General features: G+C 53.6%; 17 protein-coding genes. 10 read left to right on the forward strand and 7 right to left on the reverse strand.

The window, feature by feature from the left end; translation table 11 throughout:
- Positions 1 to 11: 11 nt before the first annotated feature.
- The 3 genes from HY272_00105 to pcnB are packed head-to-tail and all read right to left on the reverse strand — an operon-like array spanning position 12 to position 2,508.
- Positions 12 to 665: a deoxynucleoside kinase gene (locus HY272_00105; GenBank protein MBI3771095.1), complete on the reverse strand. Its 654-nt coding sequence runs from the start codon at positions 663 to 665 to the stop codon at positions 12 to 14.
- The gene (folK, locus tag HY272_00110; protein ID MBI3771096.1) at positions 666 to 1,166 is read right to left on the reverse strand and encodes a 2-amino-4-hydroxy-6-hydroxymethyldihydropteridine diphosphokinase; all 501 of its coding nucleotides are present in this window, start codon (positions 1,164 to 1,166) and stop codon (positions 666 to 668) included.
- On the reverse strand, positions 1,153 to 2,508 hold the full coding sequence (gene pcnB / locus HY272_00115; GenBank protein MBI3771097.1) for a polynucleotide adenylyltransferase PcnB: 1,356 nt from the start codon (positions 2,506 to 2,508) through the stop codon (positions 1,153 to 1,155). The genes folK and pcnB overlap by 14 nt, the downstream gene beginning before the upstream one ends.
- Positions 2,509 to 2,912: 404 nt before the next feature.
- Between pcnB and HY272_00120 the strand changes: the two genes are divergently transcribed.
- The 9 genes from HY272_00120 to HY272_00160 all read left to right on the forward strand — a co-directional run bounded on the left by HY272_00120 (position 2,913) and on the right by HY272_00160 (position 11,062).
- Positions 2,913 to 4,541 carry a glycosyltransferase family 39 protein gene (locus tag HY272_00120; GenBank protein MBI3771098.1) on the forward strand — a complete coding sequence of 543 codons (1,629 nt, stop codon included), beginning with the start codon at positions 2,913 to 2,915 and terminating at the stop codon, positions 4,539 to 4,541.
- The gene (locus tag HY272_00125) at positions 4,538 to 4,909 is read left to right on the forward strand and encodes a 4-amino-4-deoxy-L-arabinose transferase (protein ID MBI3771099.1); all 372 of its coding nucleotides are present in this window, start codon (positions 4,538 to 4,540) and stop codon (positions 4,907 to 4,909) included. The genes HY272_00120 and HY272_00125 overlap by 4 nt, the downstream gene beginning before the upstream one ends.
- On the forward strand, positions 4,906 to 6,021 hold the full coding sequence (locus HY272_00130; GenBank protein ID MBI3771100.1) for a DegT/DnrJ/EryC1/StrS family aminotransferase: 1,116 nt from the start codon (positions 4,906 to 4,908) through the stop codon (positions 6,019 to 6,021). The genes HY272_00125 and HY272_00130 overlap by 4 nt, the downstream gene beginning before the upstream one ends.
- Positions 6,022 to 6,045: 24 nt before the next feature.
- Positions 6,046 to 7,008, forward strand: a complete 963-nt coding sequence (locus HY272_00135) for a glycosyltransferase (GenBank protein MBI3771101.1) — start codon at positions 6,046 to 6,048, stop codon at positions 7,006 to 7,008.
- Positions 7,005 to 7,937 (forward strand): formyltransferase, encoded by a 933-nt coding sequence (locus HY272_00140; GenBank protein MBI3771102.1) that lies wholly within the window; start codon positions 7,005 to 7,007, stop codon positions 7,935 to 7,937. Before HY272_00135 ends, HY272_00140 begins: the two co-directional genes overlap by 4 nt.
- 28 nt (positions 7,938 to 7,965) lie before the next feature.
- A complete protein-coding gene (locus tag HY272_00145; protein MBI3771103.1) occupies positions 7,966 to 9,009 on the forward strand; it encodes a bifunctional UDP-4-keto-pentose/UDP-xylose synthase in 1,044 nt (347 codons plus the stop codon).
- 11 nt (positions 9,010 to 9,020) lie between these two features.
- Positions 9,021 to 9,920: a 4-deoxy-4-formamido-L-arabinose-phosphoundecaprenol deformylase gene (locus HY272_00150; GenBank protein ID MBI3771104.1), complete on the forward strand. Its 900-nt coding sequence runs from the start codon at positions 9,021 to 9,023 to the stop codon at positions 9,918 to 9,920.
- A 196-nt stretch (positions 9,921 to 10,116) separates the two neighbouring features.
- A complete protein-coding gene (locus tag HY272_00155; protein MBI3771105.1) occupies positions 10,117 to 10,683 on the forward strand; it encodes a DUF4337 domain-containing protein in 567 nt (188 codons plus the stop codon).
- A 148-nt stretch (positions 10,684 to 10,831) separates the two neighbouring features.
- Complete coding sequence (locus HY272_00160; GenBank protein ID MBI3771106.1) at positions 10,832 to 11,062, forward strand: hypothetical protein; 231 nt, start codon at positions 10,832 to 10,834, stop codon at positions 11,060 to 11,062.
- A 51-nt stretch (positions 11,063 to 11,113) separates the two neighbouring features.
- On the opposite strand, the gene HY272_00165 is transcribed toward HY272_00160, so the two are convergent.
- The 4 genes from HY272_00165 to lptF are packed head-to-tail and all read right to left on the reverse strand — an operon-like array spanning position 11,114 to position 15,533.
- Entirely contained in the window at positions 11,114 to 11,722 is a 609-nt protein-coding gene (locus HY272_00165) for a hypothetical protein (GenBank protein MBI3771107.1), read from the reverse strand.
- Positions 11,723 to 11,734: 12 nt separating this feature from the next.
- Positions 11,735 to 13,357 carry a S8 family serine peptidase gene (locus HY272_00170; protein ID MBI3771108.1) on the reverse strand — a complete coding sequence of 541 codons (1,623 nt, stop codon included), beginning with the start codon at positions 13,355 to 13,357 and terminating at the stop codon, positions 11,735 to 11,737.
- Between the two features lie 2 nt (positions 13,358 to 13,359).
- Positions 13,360 to 14,424 carry an LPS export ABC transporter permease LptG gene (gene lptG / locus HY272_00175; GenBank protein ID MBI3771109.1) on the reverse strand — a complete coding sequence of 355 codons (1,065 nt, stop codon included), beginning with the start codon at positions 14,422 to 14,424 and terminating at the stop codon, positions 13,360 to 13,362.
- Positions 14,424 to 15,533, reverse strand: a complete 1,110-nt coding sequence (lptF, locus tag HY272_00180) for an LPS export ABC transporter permease LptF (GenBank protein ID MBI3771110.1) — start codon at positions 15,531 to 15,533, stop codon at positions 14,424 to 14,426. The genes lptG and lptF overlap by 1 nt, the downstream gene beginning before the upstream one ends.
- Before the next feature lie 214 nt (positions 15,534 to 15,747).
- Between lptF and pepA the strand changes: the two genes are divergently transcribed.
- Positions 15,748 to 17,244: a leucyl aminopeptidase gene (gene pepA / locus HY272_00185; GenBank protein ID MBI3771111.1), complete on the forward strand. Its 1,497-nt coding sequence runs from the start codon at positions 15,748 to 15,750 to the stop codon at positions 17,242 to 17,244.
- The last annotated feature ends 33 nt before the right edge of the window (positions 17,245 to 17,277 follow it).

Below are 17,277 nucleotides of genomic sequence, written 5' to 3' on the forward strand. Positions count from 1 at the left end.
ATTATTTCCCGTTATCTGTCGTCAAAAGGCAAAGGATTGAAGTAATGACGGCCGCTACGCGTCTTGGCCACTTGTTCTAACAACGCATTGTAGTCCATTTCGTTATTGACGAGATCGATCTCAGCGGCGTTGACGATCAACAATGGCGACGCGGCATAGTGATAAAAGAAACGGGCATAGGCATCGACCAGACGTTGCAAATAGGTGCTGTCGATATGTGCCTCATAATGACGATTGCGGCGGCTAATACGATCCAACAGCACCGGCACCGGGGCTTGCAGATAAATCACCAGATCCGGTGGTGGCGCCTGTACCGCCAATAATTGGTATGCCTGCTCATAGAGCGCGAATTCATCATCGTTGAGCGTGATTTGCGCAAAGAGCCGATCTTTTTCGATCAGAAAATCGGCGACCCGTACCGGTTGAAACAAATCGCCCTGTTGCAGTTCGCGTAATTGATTCACGCGCTGAAACAGAAAAAATAACTGCGCCGGCAAGGCGGCGTGACGCGGATCTTTGTAGAAACGTTCAAGGAATGGATTGTCTTCCGGTTCTTCCAACATCAGCTCAGTATTGAACGAGGCCGCCAGCCGCTGCGCCAGACTGGTCTTGCCGACGCCGATCGGCCCTTCCACTACGATATAGCCCGGTCTATCCACCTTCACTCATTCCTCAATTACCAACCGCTCCAGACCTTCGCGGGGACAGGCCACCGCCAGGGTCTCCAGACTTTGATTGTCCGGCAACTGGAGCTTGGGTGCAATTTCAAATAGCGGGATCAGGACAAAATTTCGTTCCAGCAGCCCGGTGTGGGGCACGGTCAGGTCCGGGGTCGTGATCACCTGATCACCATACAGCAACAAATCAAGATCCAGGGTTCGTGGGCCCCAATGTTGCTCGCGCACTCGACCATGGCGTTGTTCTATTGCCTGCAAATTCGCGAGCAAGTCCTGCGGACTCAGGCGCGTGATCAATGCCGCTACCGCATTGATATAATCTGGCTGTGGCGGTCCCAGCGGCACGCTGCGATACAAACTGGAAACTTGCTGCAGTTGTGTTGCCGGAATATTGGCCAGATCAACACAGGCTTGACTCAAATGACGCTCGGGATTGTCAAGATTGCTGCCGAGGCCAATGTAGGCCACGACTTCTTTATTCACTGGCATGTTTCTTGGCAGTGTTCTTGCGACCACTACGACGCCGGCCACCGCGCCGGGCACGAGGTCCGCCCGATGAACATTCATCAATCATCATCTGACGCCGTGATTCATCCGCAACCTGAAATTCAGTCCACCAATCCGCCAGTGATTGTTCCGCCTCACCTGCATCCACGCGCAACAACAGGAAATCATAAGCCGCGCGAAAACGTGGATGTTCCAGTAAACGATAGGCGCGGCGCCCGCTACGATTGATCAGGCGTGGCTGTAACTGCCAGATCTCTACCATTGGCGTGCTAAAGCGGCGCGGTAGCGCAGTCGCAGCCAGTTGTTGTTCGATCACAAAATACGCAGCGGAGGTTAAGGCCGGCAATTCATCTTCACCCGATTCCATGCGCCGCTGCATTTCCATGCGCACTGGTTCCCACAATAATGCGGCATACAAAAATGCGGGGGTGACTGGTTTGCCTTCCGCGATACGGCTATCGGTATTGGCAAGCGCCCGCAATACTAACGTCAAAGGGAAATTTTGTTCTTCCTGCGCCAGGCTGACTTCGGTCTGCGGGAAGAGGTGTTCGAACAAGTGATAATGGCGCAACAACTCGAATGTTTGCACCGCACAACCGCCCAGGAAAAGTTTGAGCACTTCATCGAACAGACGGGCAGAGGGAATATTACTCAGTAAATGTCCCAGCTCATAAATCGCCTTCTCAGAATCGGCGTCGATGCGAAAACCGATTTTGGCGGCAAACCGCACGGCACGCAACATACGCACCGCGTCTTCACGATAACGCTGCAAGGGGTCCCCGATCATGCGCAATACACCGGCTTCCAAATCATTCATGCCACCGGTGTAATCAACGACCGAAAAATTCTCGATGTTGTAATACAGTGCGTTGACAGTGAAATCGCGGCGCCAGGCATCTTCTTCCAGGGTGCCATAGACGTTATCGCGCAGAATACGGCCGTCTTCTTCGACTTCCAAACCGCCGTCCTGCGCATCATCAATGCCACGGCCACGAAAGGTGGCGACCTCGATGACTTCACGCCCGAACAACACGTGGGCCAGGCGAAAACGCCGTCCGATCAGACGACAATTGCGAAATAGCGCTTGAACTTGTTCTGGATGGGCATTGGTGGCGATATCAAAATCTTTGGGTTCACGACCAAGCAACATATCGCGCACACTGCCGCCGACCAGATAGCCTTCATAACCGGCATTCCGCAGCCGGTATAAAACCTTGAGTGCTGGCTCGCTGATATTGGCGCGCGAAATATTATGCTCCGCACGTGCGATAACGCGCGGATCAGCGCCCGTCCCTGACTGCATCTGCTGCTTCCCTGAATCCATTTGCCGTCCCAAACCGCGTGCGGCCTGCCGTAACCAATCTAACATTGCCGGTCCAAACCTACTACTCCGTTACTCACTCGCTCGTATTATATAGGGATTCTCTAAATTTTGTTAATTTTCGTTTATTTTTTATTGACTTACAGGCACATAACCTTCCACCAAGGGGGCCAACACCCGGTGCCATATGGCAAAAATGAAGACTAAAGGGGACCAAATCACGTGGCAAGCAGTATTCGCGTGGTTGTTACTCGCCGATAGGCGCGGCAACTCTATTTCCTACCTGTTTCGGGTGCCAAGTGATTATAATTGCCCCCATTACGATTACGATAACCGTGAATTCCATCGCGCCAGGCTTGTTCGGCCGTGAGACAGGCGTAAATCAACGACGAAAGGATGCGAGCACTTTGACAGCGAGCTTTGTACGACTTACGGTGATCGTTGCCGCTGTCATTTGGTTTGCGTTACTTGGCTATCGCGATTTGGTCGAGCCCGACGAGGGCAGGTATGCCGAAATCCCGCGCGAAATGGTGGCCTCCGGCGATTGGGTCACCCCACGGCTGAACGGGTTCAAATACTTCGAAAAACCGGCGCTTCAGTACTGGGGCACTGCGATCGGCTTCGAGCTTTTCGGTTTCAGCAATGCAACCGCACGGTTGTGGCCTGCGGTACTCGGCTTCCTCGGCGCGTTGTGGGCAGGTTATGTTGGCCGACGCCTCTATGGCAAAACGGCTGGCTTCTACGCGGCATTAATCACCCTCAGTAGTTTGCTGTATGTCGGGATGGGACATCACCTGACACTTGACATGAGCGTATCGGTATTCCTGGCGCTCGGCATTGGTAGTTTGGCGCTGGCCCAGCACCATCGAGAAGATCCAGCCCATGTGCGCCGGTGGATGTTGGTAGGCTGGGCAGGACTGGCACTGGCGACCCTGAGCAAGGGACTGATCGGACTGGTACTACCGGCGGCGGCCATTGTTATCTATAGCCTATGGCAACGCGATTGGGCGCTCTGGAAACATCTCCACCTGGGCAAGGGCCTTTTGTTGTTTCTGGCAATCACTGCGCCCTGGTTTATCGCCGTCAGCCTGGCGAATCCCGAGTTCGCTCACTTTTTTTTCATCCATGAACACTTCGAACGCTACACCACTACGGTTCACCACCGGGATGAGCCGGTCTGGTACTTCATCCCCATTTTCATCGGTGGCACCCTGCCCTGGCTTGCGATCGTTTTGAAGAGTGTATTCCGGCCCCAGTTCGCCTGGTGGCCGCAACCCAACACCGGTTTCGACACCGAACGTTGGTTGTGGGTCTTTGCCATCGTCACTTTCGCGTTCTTCTCGGTGGGCCATTCCAAGTTACCTTCCTATATACTGCCCATGGTGCCGGTGATCGCGATCTTGGCCGGGAGGCGGTTAGCGTTGGAAGGCATTAGCAAAATCGATGCTGGACTGATACTGGCCCTTGCTGTCCTGCTCTTGGTACTTGCTGCCCGGATCACGCAGTTCGCCGATACGCCAGCCTTGGTGCAGATGCATTTGAATTATCGCCCCTGGCTGTTCGCAGCGGCGGCTACGCTGGGGATTACTGCAATCTTCGCTTTCGGCGCCAAACTGCAGCCGAAGCGAATTGCGCTGGTGGCGGTGTTGGCATTGTTGTCATTTCAGATGATCTTTTGGGGCTTTCAGTCGCTGGCAGGGATTCGTTCAAGTCGCGCCATGGCCGATGCCATTCAGGCGAATGTAGCGGCAGGGACAACGGTTTACTCGGTTGAAATCTATTATCCGCAATCGCTGCCCTTTTACTTGCAGCAACCGATCAGGCTTGTCGCATTCAAAGGTGAGCTGGAAATGGGAATAGATCAAGAGCCAGAGCGCTGGATCGCGTCCAGCGAAGAGTTTGTAAAACAGTGGCAGAAAGAGAATCAGGCAGTGGCGATTATCGATCAAAATATTCTTGATCGATATCGTTCACAAGGGCTTTCGATGCGGGAAATTTTCCGCGATCCACAACGAATAGTGGTGGTAAAACAATGACCATGACCGCATTTGCTTTGATCATCGTCGGCGTATTGCTTAACGCCGTGGCGCAGTTGGCGTTAAAAGCGAGTGTCACCGACATCGGCGCGATCGAGTTGAGTTTGAACAATGCGCTACCGACCACCGCGCGTTTAATGAGCGAGCCTTGGCTGTGGGTCGGTTTGTTTTGTTACGGCATCAGTGTTGTGGTGTGGATTCTGGCGTTATCCCGAGTGGATGTCAGCATCGCCTATCCGATGCTGTCCATCGGCTATGTGGTAAACGCCGTCGCCGCCTGGCAATTGTTTGGTGAAGCTTTGGGACCCGGCCGTCTGATTGGCATTGGGGTCATCATTCTTGGCGTGTTCATTCTTGCGAGGTCATGACAGTGTTACCGTTTACGCGCCCCACCATTGAAGCTGATGAAATAAAAGCGGTCACCGACGTATTTCAATCGGGCTGGCTTGCCTCTGGCCCGAAAGTGCTCGCGCTGGAAAAAGCGCTGGCCGATTATGTTGGTGGCGGCGTGCAAGTACGCCTCTTCAATTCAGGTACCAGCGCGTTAGAGGCGTCACTGCTGGCCGTGGATATTGGTCCCGGTGATGAGGTGATCGTACCGGCGATCAGTTTTGTTGCAACCGCCAATGTCGTGGTACGCGTTGGCGCCACACCGGTGTTTGTCGATGTCGATCTGCGCAGCCGCAATCTGGACGCGGAAAAAGTCGCAGCTGCCATCACCTCCAAAACCCGTGCCGTGATCCCGGTGCACTTCGCCGGCCTGGCAGTCGACATGGGTCCGCTGTATGCATTAGCCAAACAACACAAGTTAGTCGTGATCGAAGATGCCGCGCATGCCATCGGCACGGATTACCGTGGCAAAAAAATCGGCGCCATGGGCAATCCAGTTTGTTTCAGTTTTCATCCCAACAAAAACATGACCACCATCGAAGGTGGCGCGCTTGCCAGCGCCGATCCGGCGTTCATCAAGCGCATCGAACGCATTCGTTTTCATGGCATTGAACGCGATGCCGAAGGTACGATGGATGTGCCTGAATGGGGCGGCAAGATGAACCTGCCTGATGTCGGCGCCGCGCTGGGTTTAGTACAATTGGCTAAGCTCGACGGTTTCAATGCCCGGCGAAAACAATTGGTGGCGCACTACTTTGAGCGGCTGCGTGAATCAGACACACTCGTGTTACCCGCGGATGGCGAAGGTCATAGCTGGCATATGTTCTGTGTCTGCATCGACTACACTGCGCTAGGCATTACGCGTAAACAAGTGCAAACCGAATTGCAACAACAAGGCATCAATACCGGCATTCATTACCCGGCAATGCATTTGTTTTCGCTTTATCGCCGCCTCGGCTATGGCGAGGGAAATTTCCCGGTAGCAGAACAGATCGACGCCCAGACTTTGACTCTGCCACTGTTCCCGGCGATGAGCGAAAGCGATGTCGACCATGTCTGCGCTGCGCTGCTGCGAATCATCGGCGGCTAACACTCAACCTCTGGTACCCGATTAATGAATTCTCCCGAACTGTCCATCGTCATCCCTATCTATAACGAGCAGGAAGTGCTGTCGACCTTGTTCGCGCGCCTTTATCCGGCGCTGGATGCGCTAAAGCGCAGTTATGAGATCGTGTTTATTGACGACGGCAGCCGCGATCGCACGCCAGGCATGCTGCGCGCTCAACACCAGGTGCGACCGGATGTGACAAAGGTGATTTTTCTTCGTGCCAACGCCGGACAGCACGCGGCGATCACGGCCGGTTTCGAACATGCAGCAGGAAAATACATTATCACCCTCGATGCAGACTTGCAGAATCCACCGGAAGAAACCGCAAAGTTACTCGCCGAACTCGACAAAGGCTACGATTACATCGGCACCATTCGCCGCATGCGTCGCGACAGCCGCTGGCGTCACTATGCCTCAAAGGCAATGAATTGGCTGCGCGAGAAAATCACCAGCATACACATCTCAGATCAAGGCTGCATGTTCCGCGGCTATCACCGCGATGTGGTACAAGCCGTGCTTGCTTCCAACGAATCGCAAACCTTCATTCCCGCGTTGGCCTACATGTTTGCGGGCAAGCCGACCGAAATCGTGGTGGAACATGAGGAACGCGCGGCCGGCGAATCCAAATACTCACTGTTCAAGCTGATCCATTTGAATTTTGATTTGATGACCAGTTTCTCACTGCTACCATTGCAGGTCTTCTCGCTGATTGGCATCGGCATCTCCATCGTCTCCTTCGTGTTCGTGATTTACTTGACACTACGCCGCCTGATCCTCGGACCGGAAGTCGAGGGTGTATTTACCTTGTTCGCCATCGCCTTCTTCTTAATTGGCATTCTGCTGCTCGGTGTTGGCCTGCTGGGTGAATATGTCGGCCGGATTTATGTGCAAGTGCGGCAACGGCCACGTTTTCTCATCGGTACCATTCTGGAACCACAGCCTCAACCACAATCCGGTCAAGATTCATGATCGACCGTGCGCCGCGGGCCGTTGTCTTTGCCTATCACAACGTGGGCGTGCGCGGTTTGGCCGCGCTGCTGGCGCAAGGTGTTGAGGTAATGTTGGTCGTGACCCACACCGACAATCCGAACGAAAATATCTGGTTTGATAGCGTCGCCGAACTGGCGCGTCTGAATAACATTCCCATCATCACGCCGGACGACCCGAATAGCGCCGCGGTGATCGACCAGGTGCGCGCCTGCCAGCCCGACTGGTTGTTCTCATTTTATTACCGCCACATGCTCGGCACAGTGTTACTCGACTTGCCGGCCAAAGGGGCATATAACCTGCACGGCTCGTTATTGCCCAAATACCGCGGCCGCGTGCCGGTGAATTGGGCGGTGATCAAAGGTGAACGCGAGACTGGCGCCAGCCTGCACCGCATGGAAATCAAACCGGATGCCGGCGCGCTGGTGGATCAGGAACCGGTGGCGATCCTCGCCAACGATACCGCCCACGAGGTATTTCAGAAGGTCACCTGGGCGACGGAAAAGTTATTGTTGCGCTGTCTGCCGGGGTTATTATCCGGAACGATACGGGAAACACCGTTGAATCTGGCCGCAGGCAGCTACTTCGGCGGTCGTCGCCCCGAAGATGGCGGGGTAGACTGGACAGCCAGTGCATGGGAGATTCACAATCTGATACGGGCGGTGGCACCGCCCTACCCCGGGGCATTTACCGATATCGGCGGGAACAGACTCCAACTGCTCGGCAGTTATTACCGGGACGAAGCTGCCAGAGAAACGAAAACACGCCTCTACTGGCAAGACGGCCGCTGTTGGGCCGATTGTTGTGACGGCAAGCGATTATGTCTGACCACAGTCGCGATTGACGGCCAGCAGCTCGATATTGAAAGTTTTCGCCGCCACTTTGGCACGGTTGAATTAGCCATTTGTTAACCACGCATTTTTAACTGAGACGAAAAATATGAATGTTTTGATTTTGGGCGTTAACGGTTTCATTGGTCATCACCTGTCACAACGCATCTTGAAGACGACGAACTGGAATGTCTACGGCATGGACATGCAGTCCAACCGTCTACAAAGTGTGATCGATCATGAGCGTTTCAACTTTTTCGAGGGTGACATCACCATCAACCACGAGTGGATCGAATATCATGTCAGAAAGTGTGATGTGGTGTTACCTTTGGTGGCCATCGCAACGCCTGCCACTTATGTCCAAAATCCGCTGGCAGTGTTCGAGCTCGATTTCGAAGCCAACCTGCCGATCGTCCGCCACTGCGTCAAATACAAAAAGCGCGTGATTTTTCCGTCGACCTCCGAGGTCTATGGCATGTCCAGCGACGCGCAGTTTCACCCCTACGAATCAAATCTGGTACTGGGACCGCTGACTAAACCACGCTGGATTTATTCCTGCGCCAAGCAATTAATGGATCGCGTCATCGCCGCCTACGGTCAACAACAAGGTCTGGATTACACGCTGTTTCGACCCTTCAATTGGATCGGTTCCGGCCTCGACAGTCTGCACACACCGAAGGAAGGCAGCTCGCGCGTAGTGACGCAATTTCTCGGCCATATTGCGCGCGGTGAAACAATCAAACTGGTGGATGGCGGCCGCCAGCGCCGCAGCTTTACCAACATCAGTGATGGCATTTCAGCGCTGATGAAAATTATTGAGAATAAAGACGGCTGCGCATCAGGTAAGATTTACAACATCGGTAACCCAAGCAACGATCTCTCAGTGCGTGAACTGGCAGAATTGATGCTGGAGATCGCGCGCGACCTTCCCGAATACACGGCGGGCGCCAAAAAAGTGAAGCTGGTGGAAACCTCTTCCGAGCAATATTACGGCAAAGGCTATCAAGACATTCAAACTCGCGTGCCATGGATCGAAAACACCAAACAGGAACTCGACTGGGCACCGCAGGTCACAGTGCGTGACGCGCTCCAAGGTATTTTCGAAGCTTATCGTCACGAGGTCGCTGACGCCCAAGCCCTGCTCGACGAGTAATCCGTTTCAGCGTGCAGATCGCACTCAAAGTTGATGTTGATACGTATCGCGGGACGCTGGAAGGCGTCCCGGCCTTATTGCGCCTGTTTGAACGGCATCAAGTCAAAGCCACTTTTCTATTCAGTCTCGGGCCTGATCATACCGGCCGCGCATTGCGTCGCGTTTTCCGGCCCGGCTTTTTAGCAAAGGTTAAACGGACTTCCGTCACCAGTCATTACGGCTTGAAAACACTGATGTACGGTACGCTGCTGCCGGGACCACATATCGGCCGTCGCTGCGGCCACATCATGCGCGCCGTCGCACAGGCGGGGCATGAAGTCGGCATCCATTGCTATGATCACATTCGCTGGCAAGACTTTGTCGCCAAAAAAGATGCGCTGTGGACGCAACGTGAAATGCAACGCGCAATGGATGTCTTCGAACAAGTCTTCGGCCGGCGCGCCGACGTGATCGGCGCTGCGGGCTGGCAGATCAATCCTCACGCCTTAATACTGGAACAACAATTTGGCTTTCGTTATGCCAGCGATGTGCGCGGCAGTGCCGCATTTTTTCCAGTCATGAATCAACAACGTTCTAACTGCCCACAAATCCCAACTACGCTTCCCACGCTGGATGAACTGCTGGGACTGGACCACATCGACGAAACCAACGTCCACCAACGCGTGTTCGACGCCAGCCGTACCCCCCTACCCAACGGCCATGTCTATACCCTACACGCCGAACTTGAGGGCATGAAATTACTACCGGTGATGGAGCGGCTGCTGCAGCAATGGCAGGCTGCGGGCGATAACATCGGCACACTGCGCGATACCTATGCGAGCTTGAATCTCGCTTCACTGCCGCAACGGCAGGTAATCTGGGCCGAGCTGCCGGGAAGATCCGGATTGCTGGCGGTTGAGGGTATTAGTTAGTCAAAACCAGTTTATAGACGATTCACAACAGATTTCGTTCAGCGAAATACATTCTAATTTTTAGGCCACTGCGCCACGACACAAGAGTTTTATAGATCGAGGAACCTTGTTATATAAAACATGGTCACATCTCCAGTTGCGCCATTTCGGTTCGTCAGTTTAACAATTAGTTTCAAATAATAGTCTGGAGCATCCCATGTCAAATGACCACTTTCATGTCCACAGCGCTCATGAACACGAAGTTGAACACCAAGCACACAAAGGTGTTGGATTGGCTCAATACGTTGCCATTTTCACCGCGATACTCTCTGTCTGCGGTGCGGTGATCAGCTACCAGGGTAGTGCAACTCAAACAGAGGCAATGCTGCTAAAAAACAACGCCGTGCTGAAGAAGGCGGAGGCAACGGACCAATGGTCTTTTTATCAGGCCAAGAGCAACAAAGGCCACCTGATGGAACTCGCCATGGAGATTGACCCGAGCAAGGCTGATCAATATCACTCCAAACTGGAGAAATACGAAAAGGAAAAATCCGAGATCAAGACCAAGGCTGAAGCCATTGATCTTGAAGCCCAAAAGGCTAATCAACAGAGCGAATTACTCATGGAGCCACATCATCGCCTGGCCGAGGCCATGACCTTTACCCAAATCGCCATCGCTCTCGCATCGATCACTATTCTGACACGCAAGCGATGGTTGTTTGTCATCGCCGGCACATCGGCGACTATAGGACTAATGCTCTGGGGGCTCGCGCTCACGGCATAGGTCGACTGGCCATAGCCGCCAGCTTATGCACTTACATTCTTTTACATTCATCCACAATCGTGTGATTCGCGGCGAGAGGTAATTCGTATACAGTTAGTTCATCGGGATACCCCCCGATTAATTTTAACCTAGCACCAGGAGATAATTTATGAAGAAGATTATTGCAATTGCCTCGGCCGCAGCTCTGTTGTCCGCTTTCGCCATGCCCAGTATGGCCGCAAAGAAATCTCCAGAGGAAGCTTGTAAAGTCCATGCGGAAAAGGACAAGATCTCTGCTGACAAAATGGATGCCTACCTAAAAACCTGCGTTGAAAAACATAACAGACATCACGGCCACACCGCGAAACCAGCAGATACCGCTGCTTCCACTGCCAAATAAACTTCACAAGCTTTTCCGCATAAACAGCCTCGCCTCTGGCGAGGCTGTTTATTAGCGCTTAAACGTCTCCACCCACCATTGCGGAGTCGCAGATTCCACTTCCCCGCTTTCCTGAATTTTGTTAGCCAGTTCCAGTGCAGCCATCCCCGGCGCTGAAGCGATCAAATAAATATTATTCTCCTGCAGTACGGCGCGTACGACACGCAACTGCCAGCGTTGCGCCCAAGCATCGATCTCGGCCTTTTTCCATACCAATGGAAATCGCACCACCACACCACCGCCGAGACTTAAACGAGGGCCACCGACCGCTGAACGATAAAACACCGGCGAGAACGTGATAGCCGTTGATTTGGCAGCAAGGCTACGTGTAAGTGTGGGTGCGTCCTGCCCTGCCTCAAGCCGCCAATAGCGCACTTGACCACGCGATTCGATCAACGTGGCCTTCGGCGCCAATGCGCGCAGCGCGGCGCTGGGCGCTGCATCGGCCGCGGCGAATTCGGCGACTTCGGAATTGCTGACATAAATCTCACGCCATCGCTCGCCGTCATAATATTTCAGCGGCGCCGTGCCTGCTGCCGTTGAGATCGCGGCGCCGGATAGTCCTGCCTGACAGCCCCAACCGAATAATGCAATCAGGCAACTCCATAGCAATCGTTTCATCTGTTGCTCCTGTTAATTGGCGCGGCCATAGATACGCAAGGCCCAATTCTGGAAATCACCAGTAAAATAAGTTGCATTGAGATCTGCTACCGTCAGGCGCCATTTTCCAAGTGAACTCTCTCCCATATGGCGCACACTGGTAAACACCCAATGATCGTAACGCTGCGTGCAAATGTTGGTAAGCGAGGGACAATTATGCTGTTCCGCCAGGACGCTCTGCCCGCCGCTGGGCGCTGTCAGTACAATTTTCAGATCACCGGGGGACACATGGTTAGCGGCGGTAAATTCGATCTCGACACGCTCGACAACAATATCGCTACCAATAGTAATCTCACTGAAAATCCCCGTGGGGTCGTTATCGGGAATTTGGAGGCCGGAACTGGCGCTGCCGATCACCATCACCTGCGCCCCGACATTAACCCAGGACTTTGCCAAATTAACCGCAGCAGCAGCATCCACGACACCAAAACCATATTTATGGTTGATGTGATATTGAGGCTGCCCAGCCTTGTTGTGGGTTACCGTCCAATCAGAATCTGTTGGATGATTCTTGCGCGCGCTTTGTGCCAAAATCAGCGGCACATCGCGCCAACCGAGATTAGGATTAGCCTCTAACATCAATGCCACAATACCGGAAACCAGCGGCGTGGCGGCCGAGGTTCCGGCAAAAGCCCCCGTATAACTTTGGTCTGCATAATCAACTGCATTATTCCCATTCGCGAGATTAATGGTATTGTTATAACCTGAAGCCCCGGTGACATCCGTCGTCGTCAGTCCAATTGATTGCCCACCCGGCGCACAAACCAACAGGTTAGCACCCTTCTCAGAATAATCGGTCTTGGTGCCTTGCTCACCGACCGCACACACTGCGATCACATGCCGATCATTGGCTTGATTATCGTAATTGCTGTTATCGACATTGTTCTTACCACCATTGCCTGCAGCCCAGACATAGATCGTACCCTTGCCGCCACGCCCAGTCGTAACACCGGCTTGAATTGAGTCGCGCCAAAGTGTATCGGGTGTCGAAATCACTTCACCGCTACCATCGCTGTTATCACCCCAGCTGTTGCTCGACACCGAGACGCTATTGGCATTCAACGTCATCGCTTTGGCCATATCTGAGGTCGATACAGGGTTCGTCCATAACAGGTTATAACCCGCCAAGGTGACGCGCGGCGCGGCGCCGCGTCCGCCGATATTGTTACCGGCACTGGCACCAATCAATCCTGCGACTGCGGTACCATGGCCTTGAGACGGATTCGTGGGCGAGGGATCGTGACCACCCGTCTTGAAATCGTAGCTTGATGTCAGCGAAACATTGGCAGAGAGATCAGGATGCTTAATCTCAAGACCATCATCGACCACCGCTACTGTCACGCCCTGCCCCCCGGAACCTGCATTCCACACCGGCAGCACATTGATATCTTCACCCGGAATTGTGTTGAAAAACTGACCTTGATTGTATAAATGCCATTGATCTGCGAATAGCGGATCATTGCCGAGCAAGGTACCATATTGTGCCGGCACGATAGATGCACTACTGCTACCTCCACCGCCACCGCCACAACTCGAGAGAGTTACTACAATGAACGCAATGACTCCGTGCCGCCACACGGCAATCTGTCGTGACATGATCAGCGCACCCGGCGCATCAATAACGCCGCAATGCCCAGGAATAACAGTGGCGCCACTGATACCGCCACCGGTAGCGGAAAGTTATATACCAGGCCCAGTTGGGCAATGGTTTGATCTGCCAGATAAAACCCGATGCCTAATAACACACCAAAAAAAATCCGGGCACCAATCCCAACCGAACGCAAAGGTCCAAATACAAACGGCACCGCCAGAAAAACCATTACCGCGATGACAAGGGGAGAAATCGCTTTTTTCCACAAGGAAAGTACATACTTTGTCGCATCCAAACCATTCTTCTGTAAATATTCAATATAGTGATAGGTTCCCACCACCGACAAATACTCTGGTTGTATCGCAACTACACTAATCATCTGCGGCGCCAGCATAGAGCGCCATTCAACCCGTTCCGGATGGGTAGTCTGAACGCTTTGTCCGCTCAATACGCTGCGTGACACATCCTTGAGCACCCAGATTCCATTCTCGAAATCCGCATGTTTGGCCTGCGTGATTGCGCTCATCTTATGGTTCACATCGAATTCATAGATCGATACATTCGCAACGGATTCCGCTGCCAATACATCCTTGATATGAACCACGGCGTCACCATCACGCGCCCATAACCCCATCTCGCCATGAAAGCCGACTTGTTCATTAAGCGCGTTGGCGCGCAAACTTTGCGCCTTGATTTCACTGGCTGGCGCCACAAACTCGCCGATAATAATCATGATTACCGTCAACAATAACCCAGCCTGCATGGCGGACCAAACAATGCGCCATACCGAGACACCCGCAGCACGAATCACAATCAGCTCGCTATTGCCTGCGAGAATGCCCAATCCGATAATACTGCCAAGCAATACCATTAGCGGAAACATCTGATAAACGATGTTCGGCATTAACATCAACGTGTAAATCCCTGCCTGCAATGCGCCGTAATTGCCGCGTCCGATATCGCCAAATTCACCAACGAAACTGATAAACCCGAACAATGCCATCAGCACTACCGTCACCACTGCAGTACTCTGCAACACAGTAAGCGCAATATAACGATCCAGAATACGCATTAACCCGCCTCGTGGATTGCAGCACGTCGCAGTCGCGCCGCCGCCAATTGCCCTTGAGCCTGCATGATCAACACAATAACGATCACCGCTGCCACCAGCGCGTGAATAATCCATAATCCGTATTGCGGTGGGATTGAGCCTTTTTCCAGCCAAGAGCGAGCGACGCTGAGCGTATTGTTATAAATCACATACACCAGTATCCCGACGAAGAATTTGGCAAAGCGGCCCTGCCTCGGGTTAGTACGACTGAGAAACACCGCCAGCATTGCCAGCAGCACCGTGGAGACCGGCATCGACCAGCGCCATTGCACTTCCGCCTTCGCCCAAAGATCTCCCGCTTGCATCAATTGCAGCGTACTCATCGCCGCAGGAGAACCACTGACGTCACTCACAATCTCAGACTCTTTTACGCGCACACCATGGCGCTTGAACTCGATGACGCGAAAATCGGCGCTGCCCGGATTACCTTCGTAACGATATCCGTCTTCCAGCACCAGATAACTACCGCCATGCACTGGATCAACCAGGTGTTGCGCCCGTGGAGCAACGATGACATTCTGCCGCTCAGCATTATTCTGCTGGATAAACACATTTTCCATGTTAATGCCATCATCCGCCAGCCGTTCGGCATAAAACACCAGCTTGCTATTGCTGAGTTCACGGAACTGGCCACCCACCACCATTTCCAACCCCGATGTCGATTCCATCTGTTTACTTAGCCTAAAACGCTCGGCATTCGCCCAAGGGCCGAGAAACAACGACAGTGACGAGACTACCAAAGAAAACCCGAGGGCAACCCAGAACACCAGCTTGGCGACGCGCAAGGGACTCACGCCACAGGCGAACATGGCAGCCATCTCGTTATCTTTATAAAGACGACCCAGCGCCAACAAGACCGCCAAATAGAGCGCCAGGGGTAACAAGATCACCAGGGCATCAAGCGATTTCAAGGCCAGGAGCAGGAATAACACTTTGCCATTGACATCGCCGGCCGCCACTTGCCCGAGCAATCGGGCAAACCAGGTGCTGACAAAGATCAAAAACAGCACGGTCGTCACCGCAATCAGGGTGCCGAACAGTTCTTTGAACAAATAGCGCTCAATGATCATCGTCGCCCAGAACTATGTAACAAGTAAGTGGAAAAATGCGGGGATTTGAGTAAACTTGTCCAATATACCCGATTTTTGAAATTTAACACTATCATACTGGCTGAAATTAAAGGACATAAGTTTCAGTTTTGAGCGGCCATCAGGAAGCAGGATTGCAATGTTTAATAATAACCCGTTTCGATCAGGGTAACGGAGTTACCAGGGAGCACATGTCATGGAGTTTACTGCAAAAAGCGGCCACCCAGAAAAGCAACGCACTGCTTGCTTGGTGGTAGGTGTCTTCGAACCGCGGCGGTTATCGCCCGCTGCCGAAAAACTGGACGAGGCCAGCGGTGGCTTCATCTCCAATTTGCTGCGTCGCGGCGACCTGGAAGGGAAGCTGGGGCAGATTCTGTTTCTGCATAATGTACCCAACACTCTTTGTGACCGGGTATTGCTGGTTGGCTGTGGCAAAGAACGTGATTTACACGATACCCAATACCGCAAAATCATCGCCACGGCGGCCAACACCCTGAATGAAAGCGGTGCGATGGAGGCTGTGTGCTGCCTCACCGAGATCCACGTCAAAGGTCGCGATGGCCACTGGAACATCCGCCAGGCCGTCGAAGCCTTTGAAGATGCGCTCTACACCTTTGATCAGTTCAAATCGAAAAAAGACGCGGCACGCCGCCCACTACGCAAAGTGGTGTTGAGCGTGGGCAGCCGCCGCGATCTGCCCGATGGTGAGCGCGCCGTGGCCGAGGGCTATGCCATCGCCCAGGGCGTGAAACTAACCAAGGATCTCGGCAACCTGCCAGCTAATATCTGCACGCCGACTTATCTGGCAGAACAGGCGCAACAACTGGCCAAAGACCACGCCGGCATCCAGTGTGAGGTGATGCACGGCAAGGAGATCGAGGCCTTCGGCATGGGCTCGTTCTGGTCGGTCGCCAAGGGCAGTCGCCAGGAACCCAAATTCATCACCTTGCGCTATCAGGGCGACAACGCTGAGCAAAAGCCCATCGTCCTCGTTGGCAAGGGGATCACCTTCGATTCTGGTGGCATCTCCATCAAACCTGCAGCGAACATGGACGAAATGAAATACGACATGTGCGGCGCGGCCAGTGTCATCGGCACCTTCCGGGCGATGGCGGAATTGAAGTTGCCATTAAACGTGATTGGCTTAATCCCGACCTGTGAAAACCTGCCCGACGGCAACGCCAATAAACCAGGCGACATCGTCACCAGCCTTTCGGGTCAGACCATTGAAGTGCTGAACACTGATGCTGAAGGGCGACTGATCCTGTGCGACGCCCTCACCTACGCCGAACGTTTCGAGCCGGAAAGCGTGATCGATATTGCCACCCTGACCGGCGCCTGCGTCGTCGCCCTCGGCAAGCATGCCTCGGGGCTACTCGGCAACCACAGCCCGCTGGTGAATGATTTGCTCGACGCCGGCAAGACCTGCGGCGACCGGGCCTGGGAACTGCCGTTGTGGGATGAATATCAGGAACAGCTCAACAGCCCCTTCGCCGACATGGCCAACATCGGCGGCAAAGAGGCGGGGACGATCACCGCGGCCTGCTTCCTGTCGCGCTTTACCAAGAAGTTTCATTGGGCGCATCTGGATATCGCGGGCAGCGCCTGGCGTTCGGGCGACAAGAAAGGCGCCACTGGCCGGCCGGTACCCTTGCTGACGCAATTTTTGCTTGATCGTTGTGCGGCGAAATAAGTGCCAACTCACCACGGAGGCACGGAGAAGAGC

The sequence above is a fragment of the Gammaproteobacteria bacterium genome, from assembly GCA_016200485.1.
Classification (GTDB): Bacteria; Pseudomonadota; Gammaproteobacteria; order Tenderiales; family Tenderiaceae; genus JACQEP01.